We start from the raw sequence: 21,991 nt of genomic DNA, 5'->3' as shown, positions 1-21,991 counted from the left end.
CCTCTCGCTTCGGGACAGCCGCTAAAACAGCTGCACCGACACTGGTTTCCACCAGGTGATGTAAGCCTTTTATAAAGACTTTAATCAGCGTGATGTAAGGCAGTTTAGTTTGGTTTTTCAGTTTGTGATCCACGTCAAAAATTGATTTAAAATTAAATAAAAAAACGCCTTGACATCGAAACTTGAGAGCGTATTATACGCCTCCCGCTTAAGAGGGTCCACGGACAGCATCTTAAGCCGCTTCCAAGGAAGTACGCTACTTCGGTAGCACTGTTCTTTAACAATTAATAACAAGACAATCTGTGTGGGCACTCACTTGATGAGTGTCTACCAAAAAAAATTCATGTTCGATAAATATTTAATTGAAGAGTTTGATCATGGCTCAGATTGAACGCTGGCGGCAGGCCTAACACATGCAAGTCGAACGGTAACATTTCTAGCTTGCTAGAAGATGACGAGTGGCGGACGGGTGAGTAATACTTAGGAATATGCCTTTGTGTGGGGGATAACTATTGGAAACGATAGCTAATACCGCATAACGTCTTCGGACCAAAGGGGGCTTCGGCTCCCGCGCAAAGAGTAGCCTAAGCGAGATTAGCTTGTTGGTGAGGTAAAGGCTCACCAAGGCGACGATCTCTAGCTGTTCTGAGAGGAAGATCAGCCACACTGGAACTGAGACACGGTCCAGACTCCTACGGGAGGCAGCAGTGGGGAATATTGCACAATGGGGGAAACCCTGATGCAGCCATGCCGCGTGTGTGAAGAAGGCCTTCGGGTTGTAAAGCACTTTCAGTTGTGAGGAAAGGTTGGCGGTTAATACCCGTTAGCTGTGACGTTAGCAACAGAAGAAGGACCGGCTAACTCCGTGCCAGCAGCCGCGGTAATACGGAGGGTCCGAGCGTTAATCGGAATTACTGGGCGTAAAGCGCACGCAGGCGGTTTGTTAAGCTAGATGTGAAAGCCCTGGGCTCAACCTGGGAATTGCATTTAGAACTGGCAGGCTAGAGTTTTGGAGAGGGGAGTGGAATTCCAGGTGTAGCGGTGAAATGCGTAGATATCTGGAGGAACATCAGTGGCGAAGGCGACTCCCTGGTCAGTAACTGACGCTCATGTGCGAAAGTGTGGGTAGCGAACAGGATTAGATACCCTGGTAGTCCACACCGTAAACGCTGTCTACTAGCTGTTTGTGGATTTAATCCGTGAGTAGCGAAGCTAACGCGATAAGTAGACCGCCTGGGGAGTACGGCCGCAAGGTTAAAACTCAAATGAATTGACGGGGGCCCGCACAAGCGGTGGAGCATGTGGTTTAATTCGATGCAACGCGAAGAACCTTACCTACTCTTGACATACTAGAAACTTTTCAGAGATGAATTGGTGCCTTCGGGAATCTAGATACAGGTGCTGCATGGCTGTCGTCAGCTCGTGTCGTGAGATGTTGGGTTAAGTCCCGCAACGAGCGCAACCCCTGTCCTTAGTTGCCAGCCTTAAGTTGGGCACTCTAAGGAGACTGCCGGTGACAAACCGGAGGAAGGTGGGGACGACGTCAAGTCATCATGGCCCTTACGAGTAGGGCTACACACGTGCTACAATGGCGAGTACAGAGGGAAGCAAACTTGCGAGAGTAAGCGGATCCCTTAAAGCTCGTCGTAGTCCGGATTGGAGTCTGCAACTCGACTCCATGAAGTCGGAATCGCTAGTAATCGCAAATCAGAATGTTGCGGTGAATACGTTCCCGGGCCTTGTACACACCGCCCGTCACACCATGGGAGTGGGTTGCAAAAGAAGTAGCTAGTTTAACCTTCGGGAGGACGGTTACCACTTTGTGATTCATGACTGGGGTGAAGTCGTAACAAGGTAACCCTAGGGGAACCTGGGGTTGGATCACCTCCTTACTATTAGGTTAGGCCTCATCAGGCTGAGTGTTCACACAGATTGTTTTGTTGTTAGTAAAGAAGAACCGAGAGACTCTTTAAAAAGACTGATGTCGATTTAAGAGGGGCTATAGCTCAGCTGGGAGAGCGCCTGCCTTGCACGCAGGAGGTCAGCAGTTCGATCCTGCTTAGCTCCACCAAATTGCTTGCGCAATAATAGGCTTGTAGCTCAGCTGGTTAGAGCGCACCCCTGATAAGGGTGAGGTCGGCAGTTCAAGTCTGCCCAAGCCTACCAAATCTTTCCTACTCTGCGTTATGTAGTTCGTCGTTTAGCAGGCTAAACGTCCTCACTACATGCCTTGATTAGAAAAGATTGCAGCGGCATAGGAGACTCGGTTTTAGTAGAAAAGATTAGCCTTAATCAATGTGTACTGATTCAGTATTTATTGATTAGGGTTTTTTAAACCCTACGTGAATGCGTGCAAACGCAAACACCTGTTCTTTAACAATATGGAAAGCTGATAAAAGTAATCAAAACTAAGAGAACTCTTTAAGAGCTTACTCTATCTGATTTGAAAATGAATACTTGTCACGCATACACAGTAGATACGCTGATAACTTCGGTTATGAGTAACGTCTATACGTCAAATATTAAAGGTTATTTGGGGTTGTATGGTTAAGTGACTAAGCGTATACGGTGGATGCCTAGGCAGTTAGAGGCGATGAAGGACGTGTAAGTCTGCGAAAAGTTGTGGGGAGCCGACAAAATGCTTTGATCCACAAATGTCCGAATGGGGAAACCCACCGCTTCGGCGGTATCATACAGTGAATACATAGCTGTATGAGGCAAACGAGGGGAACTGAAACATCTAAGTACCCTTAGGAAAAGAAATCAACCGAGATTCCCCTAGTAGCGGCGAGCGAACGGGGATTAGCCCTTAAGCTAATGATAAGCGAGTGGAAGGTGTTGGAAAGCACAGCGATACAAGGTGATAGCCCTGTACACGAACGCGAATTTTAAGTGAAATCGAGTAGGTCGGGACACGTGTTATCTTGACTGAACATGGGGGGACCATCCTCCAAGGCTAAATACTCCTAACTGACCGATAGTGAACTAGTACCGTGAGGGAAAGGCGAAAAGAACCCCTGTGAGGGGAGTGAAATAGAACCTGAAACCGTATACGTACAAGCAGTGGGAGCAGACTTGTTCTGTGACTGCGTACCTTTTGTATAATGGGTCAGCGACTTATATTTTGTAGCAAGGTTAACCGAATAGGGGAGCCGTAGCGAAAGCGAGTGTTAACTGCGCGTTTTAGTTGCAAGGTATAGACCCGAAACCCGGTGATCTAGCCATGGGCAGGTTGAAGGTTGAGTAACATCAACTGGAGGACCGAACCGACTAACGTTGAAAAGTTAGCGGATGACTTGTGGCTGGGGGTGAAAGGCCAATCAAACCGGGAGATAGCTGGTTCTCCCCGAAAGCTATTTAGGTAGCGCCTCGGACGAATACCACTGGGGGTAGAGCACTGTTAAGGCTAGGGGGTCATCCCGACTTACCAACCCTTTGCAAACTCCGAATACCAGTGAGTACTATCCGGGAGACACACGGCGGGTGCTAACGTCCGTCGTGAAGAGGGAAACAACCCAGACCGCCAGCTAAGGTCCCAAAATTATTGCTAAGTGGGAAACGATGTGGGAAGGCTAAGACAGCTAGGAGGTTGGCTTAGAAGCAGCCACCCTTTAAAGAAAGCGTAATAGCTCACTAGTCGAGTCGGCCTGCGCGGAAGATGTAACGGGGCTAAGCAATATACCGAAGCTGCGGACGCAAAGTTTACTTTGCGTGGTAGGGGAGCGTTGTGTAAGTGGCTGAAGGTGAACTGAGAGGTTTGCTGGACATATCACAAGTGCGAATGCTGACATGAGTAACGATAATGCGGGTGAAAAACCCGCACGCCGGAAGACCAAGGTTTCCTGTCCCATGCTAATCAGGGCAGGGTAAGTCGGCCCCTAAGGCGAGGCAGAAATGCGTAGTCGATGGGAAACGGATTAATATTTCCGTACTTGGTATATCAGTGATGGGGGGACGGAGAAGGTTATGCAAGCATAGCGTTGGTTGTCTATGTGAAAGTGTGTAGGGTTGAATCTTAGGTAAATCCGGGATTCTACATGCCTGAGACACGAGACGAGATTCTACGGAATTGAAGTTGCAAATACCCTGCTTCCAGGAAAAGCCTCTAAACTTATGATATATCGAACCGTACCCCAAACCGACACAGGTGGTCAGGTAGAGAATACTAAGGCGCTTGAGAGAACTCGGGTGAAGGAACTCGGCAAAATCGTACCGTAACTTCGGGAGAAGGTACGCCCCTGTTTGTGATGAGACTTGCTCTTTGAGCGAATGGGGGCCGCAGTGAAAAGGTGGCTGGGACTGTTTATTAAAAACACAGCACTGTGCTAAATCGAAAGATGACGTATACGGTGTGACACCTGCCCGGTGCCGGAAGGTTAATTGATGGGGTTAGCGCAAGCGAAGCTCTTGATCGAAGCCCCGGTAAACGGCGGCCGTAACTATAACGGTCCTAAGGTAGCGAAATTCCTTGTCGGGTAAGTTCCGACCTGCACGAATGGTGTAACCATGGCCACGCTGTCTCCACCCGAGACTCAGTGAAATTGAAATCGCAGTGAAGATGCTGTGTACCCGCACCTAGACGGAAAGACCCCGTGAACCTTTACTATAGCTTGGCACTGAACATTGACCCTACATGTGTAGGATAGGTGGGAGACTTTGAAGCGTGAACGCCAGTTTGCGTGGAGTCAACCTTGAAATACCACCCTTGTACGTTTGATGTTCTAACGTTGTTCCCTTATCGGGAATGCGGACAGTGCCTGGTGGGTAGTTTGACTGGGGCGGTCTCCTCCCAAAGAGTAACGGAGGAGCACGAAGGTTGGCTAATCCTGGTCGGACATCAGGAGGTTAGTGCAATGGCATAAGCCAGCTTAACTGCGAGACAGACACGTCGAGCAGGTACGAAAGTAGGTCATAGTGATCCGGTGGTTCTGTATGGAAGGGCCATCGCTCAACGGATAAAAGGTACTCCGGGGATAACAGGCTGATACCGCCCAAGAGTTCATATCGACGGCGGTGTTTGGCACCTCGATGTCGGCTCATCACATCCTGGGGCTGAAGTCGGTCCCAAGGGTATGGCTGTTCGCCATTTAAAGTGGTACGCGAGCTGGGTTTAGAACGTCGTGAGACAGTTCGGTCCCTATCTGGTGTGGGCGTTGGATGATTGAGGGGAGCTGCTCCTAGTACGAGAGGACCGGAGTGGACGAACCGCTGGTGTTCGGGTTGTTTTGCCAAAAGCATTGCCCGGTAGCTACGTTCGGAATCGATAACCGCTGAAAGCATCTAAGCGGGAAGCGAGCCCCAAGATGAGTCATCCCTGGCAGTTTAACTGTCCTAAAGGGTTGTTGAAGACTACGACGTTGATAGGCAGGATGTGGAAGCGTTGCAAGGCGTTAAGCTAACCTGTACTAATTGCCCGTGAGGCTTAACCATACAACGCCCAAATGACTTTTTATATCGTTCTAGCGAACGAGTCGTGCTAAATGGCTTAAACGGAAGGAAACCTTCCTGACCATTTACCTACTCGCTAAAGTTAGAGCTAAATAAAATGTTTGAGTATTGCATGTATGACAAGTATTTAATCAAGAGTAAGACTAAAGAGATTTAGCGATGATTACAGCCAGACCTTAATAGGCGCGGCATCAGCTTTTACATATTGATTTATTAAGCTGCGGCTTGATAGATAACAGTTTATGTCTGGCGGCCATAGCGATGCGGCCCCACCTGATCCCATCTCGAACTCAGAAGTGAAACGCATTAGCGGCGATGGTAGTATGGGGTTTCCCCATGCGAGAGTAGCACACTGCCAGACTCCCATTTAGAATGAAGCCACCTATATCGGGTGGCTTTTTTCGTTTCTGCGCTGTAGAAAAATCAACTGTAGTCGAAATCGCATTTTAAAGCTTGTTAACGAACTAGACGCCTAGGTGTCATACTTCCCTGTAGCTCAGCCCAGCCCGACATCCATGTCGGTCGTTCAAACGGCTGGAGCGGTGCTCCAGAGAGCCCCGTTTTCACCCATCAAGGGCATTCGACTCTAGTGCTTTGCATGAAAGCTGAAGAACAACCCATCCCTGGTGTTGCGCACCAGCCACGCCATCCATGGCGTGTCGTTCGGTCGGGCAAAGCTGCGCTTCGCAAAAGCCTCCGCCTTCACCCCCATGCGAGAGTAGCACACTGCCAGACTCCCATTTAGAAAAAGGGCTATCCGTAAGGTTAGCCCTTTTTTGCATGTGCAGAATAAAGTAATGCAAGGTTGATACGGCATCAACGGATAGCCCTTTCCCTTAAGCGCTGTCGCGCAAAGCGAATCAGCAATAAACCTCCAAGGAAGTATCAAATACGGTATAGACACGTCCATGATGAAGATCACCCAGCCACGCCTTCCTTGGCGTGTCGTGCGGCTGGACGTTGCTGCGCAACTAAAGATACTAGCCTTACCCAGACTCCCATTTAGAATGAAGCCACCCTAATCGGGTGGCTTTTTTCGTTTCTGCGCTATAAAAAATCAACTGTAGTCGAAATCGTATTTTAAAGCTTGTTAACGAAGTAGACGCCTAGGTGTCATACTTCCCTGTAGCTGAGTCCAGCCCGACATCCATGTCGGTCGTTAAAATGGTTGGGGCGGTGCTCCACAGAGCCTCGTTTTTCTCATCAAGCGCAGCCGCGTTGCGTCAATTGTATTCCAACAATTGCACTGTGCAATCAGCGTTGCAGCATCACTTGATGCGGGGAATCAAATTCGCGAGGGGCGAGATTTTCGTACAGAAAGCATCAAAGCCCGTTTTTCAACTCGTCTGAAAGTATGTATGTCAGAGAGTATGAACCTCAACCACGTGGCTCAGTCGGGCTTTTATGATCCGTCTGAAACGATCAGCAAGTTCTCGAAAGAACACTCGTGACGGTGAAGTGTTTCGCCAAGCGAGGGCGTGTTGGCGTAAAATAGGCTTGTTTTTTATTTCACATACGTGAAGTGATTCAGGTACGTGCATTTCTGAGTGTACATACAAACCCGGTAGAAAAGCTGCCCCCATACCCATAACCACCATTTGCCTTAGGGTATCTAGACTGGTTCCTTCATAATCACGTTGAAGCTCTGCACCCAATTCATTGCAAATATCTAATACCTGATGATGAAAGTGATGTTTATCTTCAAGCGTTAAGATCCTCTGTCCTCGCAGATGCTTGGGTTCAATAAGTACATCCTTGCTCATGGGGTGCTCACTCGAAAGCACTAGTTTTAGCGGCTCTGTAAATAAAGGCTCCACGATGAAGTCGTTTGGCATGCCTGCAAGGGGAGAAATAATTAAGTCGTAATCCCCCTTATATAAACCTGTGTGCAATTCGCTAGGGGCTGATTCTCTTACATAGAATTTTAATTTGTCGTATAGCTGATGCAATTGCGGTAACACGAAGGGTAATAAATAAGGCCCTAAAGTGGGAGGAATGCCTAGTTTGAAGGTCGTTTTGGGACCTTGAGCGAGCTCTCTAGCAACACTTTGGAACTCTGTCATCGTTTGCAGAATATGCTCTGCGTGATTTAACAGCTCACGACCATCGGGCGAGAGCATAGTGCCATTTCGTGATCGTTCAAACAGGGTTAGCCCTAAACTTTCTTCGAGCTTAACGATCTGATTCGTCAATGTGGGTTGACTGATATGCAATTGATAAGACGCTCGTCTAAAATTCAGTGTGTGGGCGACTGCGACAAAGTACTTCAGCTGTTTCAAGGAAGGCTGTAGATGAGAATTCGGCATAATCAGGATGTCCAAATGTGTCTTTGATAGAAATAGGCTATCACGAGCCTATATATTTTTCTATAAAGCTATCAGGCAATATGGCCTGTATATATTGTGATAACGGGTTTTACCGAATTTTAACATTAGGAGTTGGTTATGGATCATGTGATCTCAGGTGTAGCGAAGTTTCAACGTGATGTTTTTCCAAAAAACAAAGAAGTCTTTCAGAAACTAGCGACGAGTCAGAATCCAGAAGTTTTATTCATTACTTGCTCTGATTCACGTATTGACCCGAACATGGTCACGCAAACAGGTCCCGGGGATTTATTTATCTGCAGAAATGCGGGTAATGTAGTGCCCCCTCACAGCAATCAAACTGGTGGCATGACCGCCTCAATTGAATTTGCTGTGGCTGCATTGGGCGTTGAGCATATTGTTATTTGTGGTCACACAGACTGCGGAGCGATGAAGGGGGCTTTAGCGCCAGAAGCATTAGATGAATTGCCACATGTAAAAGAATGGTTGGGTCATTGCCGTGGTGCAACTGAAGTCGTTAAACACAAGCATGGCAGTGTGGGCAGTGAGCATCTCGACGAAGTCACCAAAGAAAACGTCTTGTTGCAGATACAACATCTTAAGACACACCCCTCTGTTGCAGGGCGACTAGCGTGTAAGGAAGTGCAAATTCACGGGTGGGTCTATAGTATCGAAACGGGAGAAGTCCTCTGTTACGACAATAAATCAGAAAGCTTCAAGCCTATGGTTGAATGTTACGCTAGCGAAACAGCGTTTAAATCGGCCATTGGTCTTTAGTAAACTGCAGGATATTTAAATAGATGAAATTCGATTTATCAAATTTACGAGGTGATGTAACGGGTGGTATCACCGCCGGTATCGTTGCTTTACCGTTGGCTTTAGCGCTAGGTGTTGCTTCAGGATTAGGTCCTTTGGCAGGCTTGTACGGCGCTATCGCAGTGGGTTTCTTTTGGAGGTACACCTTCACAAATTTCTGGCCCTACAGGGCCGATGATTGTTGTGCTTGCAGGACTATTTGCAAGCTTGTCTGGTAATGTTGAGCTTATATTTACCGCGGTGATGTTGGCCGGTGTTTTACAGGTGCTATTTGGGTTCTTAGGCGTAGGTCAATATATTCGCTTGGTACCCTACCCAGTGATATCTGGTTTCATGTCAGGTATCGGTGCGATCATTATCATTTTACAGTTCGGTCGTTTACTTGGTCATGAGCCTCCTGGTGGCACATTAGGGGCATTATCATACTTGCCGCACGCGCTTGCCAACACCAACTTTGTCACGCTAGCACTGGGTGGCCTTACACTGGCTATAGCATATTATTGGCCAGCTAAATTAGGTAAGTATTTGCCTGGCGCACTTGCCGCGTTGATCATTGGCACGCTTGTGAGTTTAGCAGTAGCCAGCGTACCAGTTCTAGGTGCAATACCAAGCGGGCTTCCTAGTTTACACCTGCCGGTGTTTGAGCAAAGCCATTTTTGGCTAGTGCTGGAAGCCGCGTTTATTCTTGCCGTATTAGGCGCGATTGATAGCTTGTTGACGTCTTTGGTGGCTGACAACATGACGCGTACACGCCACGACAGTAGCAAAGAGCTAATTGGCCAAGGTATTGGTAATACGATTGCTGGCTTGTTTGGTGGTATTGCAGGTGCTGGCGCTACCATGCGCACGGTAGTAAATATACGTTCAGGAGGTAAAACGAAGATATCGGGCATGGTACATGCGCTAGTGCTTCTTGCTGTGGTACTAGGGTTGAGCCCACTTGCAGCTAATATACCTCACGCTGTATTAGCAGGTATTTTGGTGAAAGTAGGTCTGGATATTATTGATTGGCGTTACATCAAGCGCGCGCACAACGGTCCGCGTTGGGATTTCGCATTAATGATATTAGTACTGGGTTTGACAGTCTTTGTTGACCTAATAACGGCTGTTGGGGTCGGTGTTGTACTCGCTGCGCTAGCGTATGTACGCCAGATAGCACAGATTCAAATTACTGAATTACGCGCATTGCCTGAAGCTTCTAACAAGCCAGAAGAAAAAGCGTTGCTGGAAGAAGGGCATGGCAGAGTCAATGTGTTCAACTTCTCTGGCCCATTAAGCTTTGGCGCTGCTGCTGACTTAGGGCATCACGTTCGTCAGCATGTCGAACCTGGGTCTGAAGTTCTAATACTCGACTTCTCTAGAGTGCCGGCAATGGACGTATCAGCGGCGATGGCCGTGGACACTATCGCATCAGATAGTCATGCTGCGGGTAAATTACTGTATATTTGCGGTATGAATGAGGAGGTCAAAGAGGTGTTAATTGCAATTAATGGTAGTACCCTTGCTGACTTCGAAAGTGATACCTTGATTGATGCACTTAATACTGCGCTCAAAGCGATAGAAAAATAGCCTCTGTAAATGGTCAGTAAAGCGTCGAATATGCTTATAAATTGATCATCCTAGCCGTCTCCTTCGAGGCGGCTTTTTTCATTTTATAACCCACATATTTAGAGCATTTAATGCAATATACTCGTCCGGTTAGTATATTATACATATGTATTTCATATAGTTACGACTAAAGTTTAGTAACGCCTCTGTTTTTTGTAAGTGTATTATATCTGTACAATAATAAAAAAAGTCTAATACCAATGAAAACTATCACCTTAATAGCACTTTGCCTTTATTTGTCTATTGGCCAAGCTCAAGCTGGATTAATTCAATGGGATGCTTTCAACGCTGGTGACGAGTTGGCGGTGAAAGATGAATCAACTGGCATTGTTTGGTTAGACTTAACTCTGACAGCAGGCAGGCATCACGACACTGTTAGTTCGCTTTATGAAGGATGGGAGCTGCCAAGCTTTAATATTGTTGAAGAGTTACTAGTGACTGCTTTCTCAACAATCAACATAAGTGGTTCGTTGGGTGAAAGAAACAAGTTTGAACAAGAGTGTTCAAATACGAGTGTCTGCTTTAATAACGCAGAAATATGGCAAGGTTTATTTGGTTCAATATCGGGCGTGAACCGAAGCTATCAGCAATATTCTTACGGATTATATTCAGACAGCGAGAATGTATTAAGAATGGGCGGCACATTCAAAAACGGCAGTGGTAGTGCCAACCTCTACAGCACTGAGTTCAACGTGGGTTATAGCTCAGACTATGAAAGCAAGTACGCTAATGGCGATTTCAACTATTTCGGTTTTTTCTTAGTCAAGAGTGAGCCCAACCTTAGCGCTCAGCCTAAATTACTGCCTATCAATGAAGCATCTGCGCCAACTACATCTTCACTCTTTCTTGGGTTGAGTGGATTGCTAATATTGCTGACGAGAAACGTGAGAGCTAAATTTTTCAGTTAACGATGACAGTTAAGTACGCATTTTTAAGTGCTAAATAACCCGAATACCATGATATTGTAAGCCTCACTGTGTTTCCTCTAGTAGATCAAATTAACGTTAATCTACCGCGTACCACGTCGTTTTTAACAACGTTTACCAAAAGTAGCGGTTTGAACGAACAGTCATCTCATTTGATTAAGAAGTTTATGGTCACCTTTCTTTTATACTAATCCAATTAATAAGCTGTAGCTCATTAACGTGGAATGGTTTTAACGCCTTACAAGTCTGCGAAAATTACGCTCTATAGCAAAGTAAAATGCAGCTTTTAGAGATCGATATTCGACACTTAGTTGGCGACCAAACTTACATATAAGCACATGTCTATACTACTTAAGTAGATTTGCTTTGAATTAGCTATTCGAGCATGATGGAAAAATAATAATAAGAAGAAAAATATCAGTAGTCGTATGTCATCCAGTTTGGCAAAAAATTCGAGCCTAACGCTTTTAGCTAATTTGTCGTTCTCGCTAACGAATTGGTTGCTGTTAGTGGTGATTGCCAAAGTTTATGATGCCGCATTCTTAGGGCAATTTGTACTTGCTCTATCTATCGTCTCCCCCGTTTTCTTATTGTCTAGCCTAAAATTACGCACCCTCATAGTTGTAGATGTCGATAACGAATATAGCCTCGAGCAGTATTTAGGCACTAGGTTATTACTTAGCTCTATCGGTTTGACACTTTCAATACTCTTAGGGATTAGCTTTTTTGATAATGTGCCCTTTTTGCTAATGTTACTAATCGGAATATATAAATGGTGCGATAGTTGGTGCGAATTATTTTATGCTTATTACCATCGAACTGGTCGGTTCGATACAGCGACCTTTTCACAATGTGGGCGCTCAGTGCTCAGTATCTCCGTCGTTATAATTATCGCGCTGCTAAGCGACTCTGCCATTTTAATGGTGAGCGGTTGGGTAGCGACAACGGTTATATTTAGCGTTGTCGATACAGTGGTTTTCACAAACCTTCGACGAAGAAACGAAACCGTAAGTACCAATTGGATTTCGCTTTTATCGGTGCAATATGCAATGCGCACCCCGCTACGTATTCTGAAAAAGTATTACACCCTGAGTTTATCTCTTGTGGTCGGTGCTTTATTCGTCTACATACCCAATTTTGTGATAGAGAAATATTCGGGCGTAGAGGCTGCAGGGGAGTTTGCTGCCGTGAGCTACTTTCTAATTGCGGGAGGCCTTCTCATTCACAGCGTATCGCAAGCGAGCTCACCTCGACTTGCCGCTTTAGCGAAGCAAGGAAACGGGAAAGGACTCATTAACCTTACGTTTAAGATGTGCCTTATTGGAGCCGCTATCGGTGTATCTGGTGTGATCGTGGCGTTGGTTGCTGGTGAGTTTTTCCTCGAATTATTTTATAACCCTGAAATAGCTCTTTTATCTGAGGAGCTAACTTGGGTGTTGGTCGCCGCTGCAATTCGATATATCTATATATTCATTGGTACCGCAATGAACGCACTAAAACAATTTCATACGCAAACATATATTTATGCGGTTGGTACTCTATGCGTATTAGTCGCCTGCTTATTTTGGGTGCCCGAATACGGCTCATTAGGGGCGGCAAAAGCAATGGTATTCGCTACCTGCATAGAATGCGTTTTGTTCGGTTTTTTCTTTTGGAGAAACGTGAGAATAAAGGGAAAAACTCATGACTAAAAAAGTATTGCACGTGTTTGGCATTATGAACCGTGGCGGGGCTGAGCTTAGGACCTTATCTACGCTAGAAAAAATGCGCAAGCTGGGCGTTGAATACGAGTTCCTAGTGCTAAGTGGTCAGAAAGGTGTACTTGACCAAGAAATTACTGAACGAGGTAGCAAGGTTCACTATTGCCCTTTAAGTCTCACTTTCTTTTTTCAGTTCATGTCTATTTTAAAAGCGGAAAAGTATGACGTTGTGCATTCTCATGTTTCACTCGTCTCGGGAGTTATATTGTTTATCTCGTGGTTAGGCGGAATAAAAAGGCGCGTTGCACATTTTAGAAGTACTCATGATGTAGAGAATCCAAGTGTATTAAGGCGTATAAGGGACAAGCTTCTTAGGAGATTACTGCTGACTTTCTCGCACTATATTGCTGGTGTATGTGAAGCAACGTTAGATGCATTCTGGCATGTTGACTGGAGAGCAGATAGCCGTTTTAAAGTGATCTATAACGGCTTTGAGCAGCATAATGTCGTGCACCGAGAGAATTTTTGGCAGGATGATTTAGGTATCAGCGCTGATAATAAAATTATTATCAATGTGTCTCGGATGCATGAGCAAAAAAATCATCCTCGGTTAGTCGAAATTTTTTGCGAATACTGCCAAAAAAATAATGACGCCGTTCTAGTCTTGGTAGGAAAAGAAGACCCAGAGATAAAACAGCAACTACAAAGAATGAGTGCTTTGAATAACGTAGACGAGCGCATTTTTTATTTAGGCGAAAAAGCTCAAGTATTACCATTTATGAAGCACGCAGACATAATGCTTTTTCCGTCGAAATGGGAGGGATTGCCAGGTGCGGTATTAGAAGCGGCTAGTTTAGGTGTTCCTGTTTTAGCATCAGACATCCCGGGAGTACTAGAGATCGCGCAGCAGCTTGATGTGGTGCATTACTTCCCGTTAGCACAAAGCGATCAGAGCTGGGCGCAGCAGGTTACACAGTTGTTGTCACAACCTGTGGATCACGAGGTAGGACGACAGACCTTTAAAAGTAGTATGTTCCAGTTAGATAACAACGTTAAACAACTGCATGCACTCTACGCTTGATACGGGATTAATTAAAAAAATAGTCGGGATTTGGGTTCTCGCTATGGGCAGTGTGTTTGTGTTCGCTGGGTACATTGACGTTTTTGAAACACCTCGGGCCGAGTTGGAGTCTTTTACCACTTTTACATGGTTGTTAGTGTCAATCATTTTGGCAAATACTTTGCCTAAAGGTATATGGTCTATTTGCTATATATATTTCATTGTCTTTGGCATTTTTCACGGAGGCTTAATATTAGTTAACTCAGTTAACTTGATTACCGATCACGATACGCTTTATCAAATTAGTTTCTGGTTCAATAGTAACCAAACTGAAAATGCTATTCATATGATAAATCTAGCTTTTTTGGGATTTGGCATTGGCGCAATGGTGTTTTCTAAGGTGGTTAGAACTGAGCAAAATGTTAGCCCAGGGGACGAAGAGTATAACCGTCGTTTGTATCATATCGGTGGGGGCATATTAGTTGTTTTTATTGTTCTGTTTTTTCTCGTCGCTATCGCAACAGGGGCGATATATTCATATGGCGCTTATCTTCGGGTGGTAGACAGCAACCCACTGGTTGGAATTATCTTCACTTACATTTATGTGTTCATATCTTTGGCCTTAGTTTTAGTGGCAGTGGCGCATGACAAAGCGTTTGGTTATCTATATTTTGCTTTTTTTGGTGTATGGGCCTTGTTCGCATTCAAACTGGGCTTACGTGGTGAAGTCATGTTCCCCAGTGCCGTAACAGCATGCATGTTAGGCAGAAAAGGTCGTGTAATGAATGGTTTTTTGTTGCTAGCAATGATTGTCGTATTTTTAGTTGCAGCAGGTATCGTTAAGAACGCTCGTGTCTCAGGAAGTTATGAAGGAGGTGCGGATTTTAATCCTCTAAACGCTGTTGCAGAAATGGGCTCAAGTTTACGGGCCGTACAAGAAGTGATTAGCTGGCGTGAAAAAGGAGATGATCTATTACTTGGTGCAAGTTACTGGGCGCCTATTGAAAGGCAACTTGCACTCGTTATTCCGCAATTAGATAGAGTAAAAGCTGAAGATGATGATCGGCTTCTAAATGTCAAAGTCATCAAAGTGGCTGGACCGATCGGCTTTTCACCCGTAGCGGAAGCCTATCTCAATTTTGGCGAAAAAGGGGTACTGATTATATTCTTCTTGTTTGGCGGTTTGATGGCCAAGTTAGACAATATGCCCTCTAGTATTAAAACTGATATATTGATTGGTGTTGGCTTGGCGCCGCTATTTATCATGATTAGAAATAGTTTCGCTCATGTACCAGTGCAGATAATATTTGGCTGTGCATTTGCAATGTTTTTTATGTTTTTAGCCCACAAAAGAAAAGAATAATAATAATGGAAGTAGTGGTGACTTGTGAGTTTCGTTTTTATCGAACACCTGATCAAAAGGTTTGGACGAGCAGCGCGTTTTTATATCATTTTTGGCAGAGATACTTAGCTACGTTCAAAAAAGTGATTGTAGTTGCACGTATTCAAAATGTTGACGCTCCTCAGCAAAGTTGGCACTTATCCAGTGGGCTTGACGTTACCTTTGTAGGGCTACCCTACTATGTAGGTTTTGCCGGGTTACTAAGAAACTTTCGCAAAATTCGAATGACAATTAACGCTGTTGTCACCCCTCAAAGAGCTGTTATCTATCGAGTCCCCTCCCAGTCAGCAATGTTAGCGAGCTTTGGAACCGCTGCCAAACAAGGGTTTGCATTAGAAGTCGTTGGTGACCCTCTTGACGTATTCAATGCTGGTATAACAAACGGCCCATTAGACAAAATCTTAGGTTGGGTTAGCTACATTGGCCTCAGGTATATGGCAAAAAACTCACTTGCCGCTTGCTATGTGACGAAGGAATACTTGCAACGTCGCTACCCAGTATCAAATGGTGCTCTGAGTGTTGGCTGTTCGGATATAGAATTACCAGCTGCTAGTTATGTCACCCAAGCTAGGGTGTTTAATACTCCAGGAAAACAGTTAGTTTTCGTGGGTTCTTTTTCGCAAATGTACAAAGGGCCCGACCTTCTCATCCACGCTATTTCGCATCTTAAAAAGCAGGGGCTGACCTATAACGTCACTATGCTAGGTGGCGGGATTTTTTTGCAAGAAATGCAAGCTTTGGCGGAAAAGCTCGAATGTAGCGAACTCATACATTTTGCCGGCGAAGTGGGGCATGCCGACGTTATTCAATATTTGGATAATGCAGATGCCTTTGTGATGCCATCTCGCACTGAAGGCTTACCAAGAGCCTTAATTGAAGCAATGGCTCGTGGCTTGCCTTGCATCGCCTCAAATGTCGGTGGGATCCCCGAGTTACTCGATAACGCCTCTTTGGTTGAAAATAACAACTGGTCGCAACTAGCTGAAAAGATTCAAAGATTACTATCATCGCCAGAATCAATGTCTCAAGCTTCTCAGCGGAATTTGGAACGTGCAAGACGTTATGAAATGGAATTATTAGCTAAAAGACGGGGGGACTTTTATCAATCATATTTTGATTTAAAGTCTAATTACTCATGAAAGTTCTTCATTTATTAAAAACTGCGGTGGGCGCTAGTTGGGCCTTACGCCAAACTTCCGAGTTGGTAAAGCTAGGTATTGAGGTACACCTTGTTTTACCAGAGGGACCGATGGTTGGGCGTTATAAAGACGCTGGGGTCGTGGTGCATATATTCGATCCTTCGATAGTGCTTAAACAGCCATGGAAAAATATCGCAAGGGCTAAAAAACTGCGCCAAATAGTCGAGGAGGTTAAGCCTAATATCATTCATAGTCACTTTGTCGCTACTACGCTACTGATGCGTTTAGCGCTTCGAGGCTACGCTATTCCGCGTATTTTTCATGTACCCGGGCCGTTGCACCTTGAGCATTGGGGCTTTCGCCAAGCCGAGTTAGCCACTGCCAATAGTGATGACTATTGGTTGGCATCCTGCCTTTGGACAAAAAATGCATATAAGTCATACGGCATTGATTCACAACGGGTAGGATTAGCGTATTACGGTGTAAATGCGGATGATTTTTCATTTACCTCGCCAGCTAATGACAACCTCGCATCTCAATTAGGGTTGGCACAAGATACCTTTATAGTAGGGATGGTGGCTTATTTTTACGGACCTAAAGCGTACCTTGGGCAAAAACGTGGGTTAAAAGGGCATGAAGACTTAATTGATGCTATCGCCATTGTTCGAAAGCGTTATCCGAATGTGAAATGCCTATTTGTTGGTGGGCCATGGGCTGGTGCTGACAAATACTTCACGCAAGTGCAACAGTATGCACACCAGCAAGCTCCTGATGGCTGCGTATTCATGGGCTTACGAAACGATGTGCCTAAGCTGTATCCGCAATTTGATTTAGCGGTTCATCCCTCGCATTCTGAAAACGTCGGCGGTGCAGTAGAGTCAATGTACGCTGGGGTAGCAACGCTGACTTCAAATGTTGGTGGCTTTCCTGATTTAGTTGAAGATGGCGTTACTGGTTATATGGCACCAGCAAAAGCACCTGAACTGCTTGCGCAGAAAATAATACAGGCCATTGAGCACCCTGAGGAGCGAAAAAGTCTGATTGCAAATGCCAGTATTCGTGTCGCTAATATTATGAATGTGCAGCTTAACGCTAAGCAGATCACTGAGTTTTATCAACAAGTATTGTCTCAAAGAACTGAGCCTGTGGTATTGCCTGAGCGGGGCGACCGCAATGCTTAAACGATTGCTAGATGTACTGCTGGTGTGCATGGCTTTACTGCTGCTTTGGCCTGTTATTCTGACCATTGCTTTACTCGTGCGTGTACTTTTAGGCGGTCCTGTGTTCTTTAGGCAACCACGACCCGGGCGCAACGATCGTGTGTTCAATATGATTAAATTTCGCAGCATGACCAATGAAACCGATGCGAATGGCCAATTGTTACCCGATGAAGTCAGGTTAACGTCGTTCGGACGATTTTTGCGCCGTAGCAGTTTAGATGAGCTCCCCGGATTACTAAATGTACTTCGTGGGGACATGAGTTTGGTCGGCCCTCGGCCACTGCTCGTTGAATATTTACCGCTCTATAATGCAGAGCAAAAGCGTCGCCATGACGTGCGTCCAGGCATTACTGGTTGGGCACAGGTCAATGGGCGTAATAATTTGTCTTGGGAAGATAAGTTCACACTCGATGTGTGGTACGTGCAAAATCGCAGTGTTGCACTGGATATTAAAATTCTATTTTTAACCATTCTTAAGGTCTTACAAAGGGCTGATATAGAACAAGATGGGCACGTTACCATGGCCAAATTTACTGGCTCTGGAAATACTAGGGGCGAGCAACATGATCAATAAACTCATTATTATAGGAGCAAGCGGTCATGGCAAAGTCGCGGCGGACTGCGCTGAAGTGAGCCGCCGATTTAGCGATATCCGCTTTTTAGATCAAGCCTACCCGCAGCAGCAAGCGAATGCCCACTGGAACGTGGTAGGGCATGCGGATGACGCTGCGAAATATGTGGCAAGCGATACGTTATTTTTTGTGGCTATTGGCAATAATGCCATCCGTGCGAAAGTAACGGCCGAATTACTAGCGCAGCATTGCTCCTTTGCAACGCTGGTACACCCAAGTGCGCACGTCAGCCGGCACAGTGAAATTGGCTTGGGTTCGCTTATTTGCGCCAATGCGACAGTCAATATCGCCAGTAAAGTAGGTCAAGGGTGCATTATTAATACAGCGGCCAGTATTGACCACGACTGCGCGTTAGGCGACTTCGTGCATGTTGCCCCTGGCTCACGGCTGGCGGGCAATGTGACTGTAGATGAGCAAAGTTTTATCGGCATCGGTAGTGCTGTTATTCAAGGTTGCACTATTGGCCAACGCAGTATAGTGGGAGCCGGCTCCACTGTGCTTTCAAATGTTTCTGACCACACGGTTGTAGCTGGTAGTCCAGCTAAGAAAATTAATAATAATAATTAAGCATCTTCGATGATGCGAGGTAACACTATGTTAAACGGACCTTTTTCCCCTTGGCCGAACTACGATGAAGCTGAGAAGTCAGCGGTGTTGTCAGTCCTTGACTCTAATAAGGTAAATTACTGGACGGGGCAGCAGTGCAGAGAATTTGAGAACGCATTTGCGCATTATACTCATTGTGAATATGCGGTCGCAGTGGCAAATGGGACCGTCGCATTAGATTTAGCATGGCAGGCGCTGGATATGCCAAAAGGCAGCGAAGTCATTGTTACCTCACGCACGTTTATTGCGTCTATTTCATCCATTGTTTTGGCCGGTTTAGTGCCTGTTTTTGCAGATATAGAGCTTGACTCTCAAAATATCAGCGCCGAGACCATACGTCAGAAAATTACTCGCAACACCAAAGCTATTCTGTGTGTACATCTGGCTGGTTGGCCTTGCGAAATGGACGATATTTTAGCCTTAGCGAATGAGCATGACCTCTATGTGGTAGAAGACTGCGCGCAAGCGCACGGCGCGACCTACAAAGGCAAGCCGGTAGGCAGTATCGGTGATATCGGCGCGTGGTCTTTTTGTCAGGATAAAATCATGACGACGGCCGGCGAAGGTGGCATGGTAACGACCAACAATAAGTCACTCTGGGAAAAAGTCTGGGCATTTAAAGATCATGGTAAATCTTGGTCAGCGGTATATGAAAAAGAGCATCAACCTGGCTTTCGTTGGTTACATGAAAGCTTTGGTACTAACTGGCGAATGACTGAAATTCAGGGGGCTGTTGGCTTACAACAACTGAAAAAAATGCCAACTTGGATGCAGCAGCGCCAAGCGTACGCTAAACAAATTTTTGCAACCGCCGGAAAGTCTGATGCCTTGTATGTTCCGCAAATTCCCGCGTACATCGAACACGCGTTTTATAAGTGCTATGTGTACGTGCGCCCTGAAAGTCTCAAACCCGAGTGGAGCCGTGATCGTATTATCGATGCAATTAACAAGCTCAATGTGCCGTGTTTCTCCGGCTCCTGCTCAGAAGTTTATCTAGAAAAGGCCTTTGATGATTCAGGCTATCGCCCAGCACAGCCTTTAGTCAATGCAGTCACTTTGGGCCAGAACTCGTTAATGTTTCTAGTGCATCCCACATTAACCGACGATGAGATTTCGCGCACTTGCCAAGCCATTGAGCAAGTGATGGACGAGGCTGCCCAATCATGAAACTCGATAGGCTGTTTTCACTGAGCTCTCGAGCTAAATTTTCACTGTCTGTTGGATGGGACTTAGGCGCATTGTTTGCAAGTATTTTGGTGGCATATTGGTTACGAATCGGTATCGAAGACTGGCATTTTGCTGCAAGTGAGTGGTTGGTCATCATTTTGAATTGTATTTTCGCCTTGAGTCTTATGACGTTTTTCGGCCATTATCAACAAATGGTACGTTACATCGACTTACGCGCGATTTACCTTATTTTTATCGCGCTGAGTTTATCCGCCTTGTATTTATTTGCGGCGCGCTATGCCTTTCAGGCTTTTGTTCCCACCACGGTACCTTTCATCTATTTGACCTTGGCGATGTTCTTAATTGTCGCTCCACGGTTGCTGATACAAACCACTGTTCAAACACAAAATTATAAAATTCGTGAAAAATGTATTATCTTCGGCGCCTCTCAAGCAGGGCGCTCTTTAGCCCAAACGCTGCGTACGGGTAATGATTTGTTGCCCGTTGCATTTGTCGATGACAAGAAGCTTTTTCAAGGGAAGCAGGTGATGGGGTTGCAGGTGTTTGCTCGAGAAGATATCCCCGAGCTGGTTCGAAAGTATGGCGTCAACAAGATGTTGCTAGCCGTAAATAACTCATCCCATGGGCGCCGAAAAGAGCTTATCGCCGAGTTAGAACCCTTTGCCATTGAGCTGTTGAGTATCCCAAATATTCAAGATATTTTGTCGGGCAAACGAAAAATCGATGAGCTGCGGGAAATCAAGATTGAAGAACTGCTGGGACGCGAGCCTGTGCCACCGATCGTTGAGTTACTGGATACCAATATCCGTCGCAAGCGGGTTATGGTGACGGGGGCTGGTGGGTCTATTGGCAGTGAACTGTGCCGACAAATCGCTATGTCTAACCCCGAGTCTTTAATATTATTTGAGTTATCAGAATTCAACTTATACCAAATTGAAGGTGAGCTTTCTAAGCTTTACCCTGATATTAAGATTGTTCCTATTTTGGCCAGTATTCAAGACAACGAAATACTACGAAGCGCCATTGACGCCCATAAAATACAAACTATCTACCACGCGGCAGCGTATAAACATGTGCCTATGGTGGAGTCGAATCCTTTGGCTGGGCTGCGTAACAACGTATTTGGCACCGCGAATGTAGCGCTAGCAGCCATAGAGTTTGATGTGGAAAAATTTGTACTGATTTCAACGGACAAAGCGGTGCGCCCCACCAATGTAATGGGCGCCACTAAGCGCTTTGCGGAATTGATCGTACAAGGTATTGCCGATCTCGAGTCTTCCACTCAGTTCGCCATTGTCAGATTCGGTAATGTCCTTGGCTCATCAGGCTCGGTTGTGCCCTTATTCACTCGGCAGATACAAGCAGGCGGTCCTATCACCGTTACCCACCCGGATATCATTCGCTTTTTTATGACCATTCCAGAAGCCGCTCAACTGGTGATCCAAGCTGGGGCAATGGGAAAAAAAGGCGAAGTGTTTGTGTTGGATATGGGCGACCCAGTGAAAATAGTCGATTTAGCGCAAAAAATGGCGCATTTGATGGGACATACGTTGAAGACTGAAACGCAGCCAGATGGAAATATAGAGCTTAAATTTTCCGGTTTACGACCAGGTGAGAAGCTCTATGAAGAATTATTAATTGACGATGCTGATACCACTACAAAGCACCCCAGAATTATGGGCGCCGATGAGAGTAAATTGCCTTTCGAGGAAGTAGTGATGCTGCTAGACGAGTTGAATTATGAGTTGACCCAGCAAAATGAAGCTAAAGCGAAGGAAATCTTAATTGATGCGCCACTTGCTTATGCGCCAGCGGCGCATTAATTGTCATGGATGCGGTTCTATGGTCGATACAATCAAGATGTGCTCATTATCTCACTGCTAAGGCCTAGATTTTTGCGAATACGTATTTTATTCATAATC

General features: G+C 45.6%; 12 protein-coding genes, 2 tRNA genes, 3 rRNA genes and 1 pseudogene. 17 read left to right on the top strand and 1 reads right to left on the bottom strand.

Translation table 11 applies throughout. The features are described from left to right. Positions 1–359 precede the first annotated feature (359 nt). The 5 genes from PATL_RS20575 to rrf all read left to right on the top strand — a co-directional run bounded on the left by PATL_RS20575 (position 360) and on the right by rrf (position 5,809). A 16S ribosomal RNA gene (locus tag PATL_RS20575) occupies positions 360–1,892 on the top strand. A gap of 103 nt (positions 1,893–1,995) precedes the next feature. After that, a tRNA-Ala gene (locus PATL_RS20570) sits at positions 1,996–2,071 on the top strand. An 18-nt stretch (positions 2,072–2,089) separates the two neighbouring features. Beyond that, positions 2,090–2,166: transfer RNA gene (locus PATL_RS20565), tRNA-Ile, on the top strand. Between the two features lie 379 nt (positions 2,167–2,545). Continuing rightward, positions 2,546–5,430 (top strand): 23S ribosomal RNA (locus PATL_RS20560). A 263-nt stretch (positions 5,431–5,693) separates the two neighbouring features. After that, positions 5,694–5,809, top strand: a 5S ribosomal RNA gene (gene rrf, locus PATL_RS20555). The 16S, 23S and 5S rRNA genes sit together here with 2 tRNA genes alongside, the layout of an rRNA operon. A gap of 1,000 nt (positions 5,810–6,809) precedes the next feature. Here rrf and PATL_RS20545 read toward each other — a convergent pair. Further along, entirely contained in the window at positions 6,810–7,754 is a 945-nt protein-coding gene (locus tag PATL_RS20545; protein ID WP_006994785.1) for a hydrogen peroxide-inducible genes activator, read from the bottom strand. 138 nt (positions 7,755–7,892) lie between these two features. On the opposite strand from PATL_RS20545, the gene PATL_RS20540 reads away from it, so the two are divergent. From PATL_RS20540 to PATL_RS20485, 12 genes and pseudogenes are all read left to right on the top strand, one after another. Then, positions 7,893–8,549 (top strand): carbonic anhydrase, encoded by a 657-nt coding sequence (locus PATL_RS20540; RefSeq protein ID WP_011576712.1) that lies wholly within the window; start codon positions 7,893–7,895, stop codon positions 8,547–8,549. Between the two features lie 23 nt (positions 8,550–8,572). After that, positions 8,573–10,157: pseudogene (locus PATL_RS20535) on the top strand (SulP family inorganic anion transporter). A 239-nt stretch (positions 10,158–10,396) separates the two neighbouring features. After that, on the top strand, positions 10,397–11,104 hold the full coding sequence (locus tag PATL_RS20530; protein ID WP_011576711.1) for a hypothetical protein: 708 nt from the start codon (positions 10,397–10,399) through the stop codon (positions 11,102–11,104). Between the two features lie 446 nt (positions 11,105–11,550). Continuing rightward, positions 11,551–12,813: a lipopolysaccharide biosynthesis protein gene (locus PATL_RS20525; protein WP_011576710.1), complete on the top strand. Its 1,263-nt coding sequence runs from the start codon at positions 11,551–11,553 to the stop codon at positions 12,811–12,813. Further along, complete coding sequence (locus PATL_RS20520) at positions 12,806–13,903, top strand: glycosyltransferase (RefSeq protein ID WP_011576709.1); 1,098 nt, start codon at positions 12,806–12,808, stop codon at positions 13,901–13,903. Before PATL_RS20525 ends, PATL_RS20520 begins: the two co-directional genes overlap by 8 nt. Further along, complete coding sequence (gene wzy, locus PATL_RS20515; RefSeq protein ID WP_011576708.1) at positions 13,887–15,245, top strand: O-antigen polysaccharide polymerase Wzy; 1,359 nt, start codon at positions 13,887–13,889, stop codon at positions 15,243–15,245. Before PATL_RS20520 ends, wzy begins: the two co-directional genes overlap by 17 nt. Before the next feature lie 5 nt (positions 15,246–15,250). Next, on the top strand, positions 15,251–16,423 hold the full coding sequence (locus tag PATL_RS20510) for a glycosyltransferase (protein WP_011576707.1): 1,173 nt from the start codon (positions 15,251–15,253) through the stop codon (positions 16,421–16,423). Beyond that, complete coding sequence (locus PATL_RS20505) at positions 16,420–17,604, top strand: glycosyltransferase (RefSeq protein ID WP_011576706.1); 1,185 nt, start codon at positions 16,420–16,422, stop codon at positions 17,602–17,604. The genes PATL_RS20510 and PATL_RS20505 overlap by 4 nt, the downstream gene beginning before the upstream one ends. Next, positions 17,597–18,217 carry a sugar transferase gene (locus tag PATL_RS20500; RefSeq protein WP_011576705.1) on the top strand — a complete coding sequence of 207 codons (621 nt, stop codon included), beginning with the start codon at positions 17,597–17,599 and terminating at the stop codon, positions 18,215–18,217. Before PATL_RS20505 ends, PATL_RS20500 begins: the two co-directional genes overlap by 8 nt. After that, the gene (locus PATL_RS20495) at positions 18,207–18,842 is read left to right on the top strand and encodes an acetyltransferase (protein ID WP_011576704.1); all 636 of its coding nucleotides are present in this window, start codon (positions 18,207–18,209) and stop codon (positions 18,840–18,842) included. Before PATL_RS20500 ends, PATL_RS20495 begins: the two co-directional genes overlap by 11 nt. 27 nt (positions 18,843–18,869) lie before the next feature. Continuing rightward, positions 18,870–20,048: a DegT/DnrJ/EryC1/StrS family aminotransferase gene (locus PATL_RS20490; RefSeq protein WP_011576703.1), complete on the top strand. Its 1,179-nt coding sequence runs from the start codon at positions 18,870–18,872 to the stop codon at positions 20,046–20,048. Beyond that, positions 20,045–21,892: a polysaccharide biosynthesis protein gene (locus tag PATL_RS20485; RefSeq protein ID WP_011576702.1), complete on the top strand. Its 1,848-nt coding sequence runs from the start codon at positions 20,045–20,047 to the stop codon at positions 21,890–21,892. Before PATL_RS20490 ends, PATL_RS20485 begins: the two co-directional genes overlap by 4 nt. Positions 21,893–21,991: the final 99 nt, after the last annotated feature.

The organism is Paraglaciecola sp. T6c (genome assembly GCF_000014225.1).
Taxonomy (GTDB): Bacteria; Pseudomonadota; Gammaproteobacteria; order Enterobacterales; family Alteromonadaceae; genus Paraglaciecola; species Paraglaciecola atlantica_A.
Note: the sequence above shows the minus strand (reverse complement) of the source record. Positions and strands in the feature narration are given on the sequence as shown.

Coding starts and splice junctions, on each gene's coding strand:
- PATL_RS20545 (WP_006994785.1), bottom strand. CDS start 7,754: ATGCCGAATTCTCATCTACAGCCTTCCTTGAAACAGCTGAAGTACTTT.
- PATL_RS20540 (WP_011576712.1), top strand. CDS start 7,893: ATGGATCATGTGATCTCAGGTGTAGCGAAGTTTCAACGTGATGTTTTT.
- PATL_RS20530 (WP_011576711.1), top strand. CDS start 10,397: ATGAAAACTATCACCTTAATAGCACTTTGCCTTTATTTGTCTATTGGC.
- PATL_RS20525 (WP_011576710.1), top strand. CDS start 11,551: ATGTCATCCAGTTTGGCAAAAAATTCGAGCCTAACGCTTTTAGCTAAT.
- PATL_RS20520 (WP_011576709.1), top strand. CDS start 12,806: ATGACTAAAAAAGTATTGCACGTGTTTGGCATTATGAACCGTGGCGGG.
- wzy (WP_011576708.1), top strand. CDS start 13,887: ATGCACTCTACGCTTGATACGGGATTAATTAAAAAAATAGTCGGGATT.
- PATL_RS20510 (WP_011576707.1), top strand. CDS start 15,251: ATGGAAGTAGTGGTGACTTGTGAGTTTCGTTTTTATCGAACACCTGAT.
- PATL_RS20505 (WP_011576706.1), top strand. CDS start 16,420: ATGAAAGTTCTTCATTTATTAAAAACTGCGGTGGGCGCTAGTTGGGCC.
- PATL_RS20500 (WP_011576705.1), top strand. CDS start 17,597: ATGCTTAAACGATTGCTAGATGTACTGCTGGTGTGCATGGCTTTACTG.
- PATL_RS20495 (WP_011576704.1), top strand. CDS start 18,207: ATGATCAATAAACTCATTATTATAGGAGCAAGCGGTCATGGCAAAGTC.
- PATL_RS20490 (WP_011576703.1), top strand. CDS start 18,870: ATGTTAAACGGACCTTTTTCCCCTTGGCCGAACTACGATGAAGCTGAG.
- PATL_RS20485 (WP_011576702.1), top strand. CDS start 20,045: ATGAAACTCGATAGGCTGTTTTCACTGAGCTCTCGAGCTAAATTTTCA.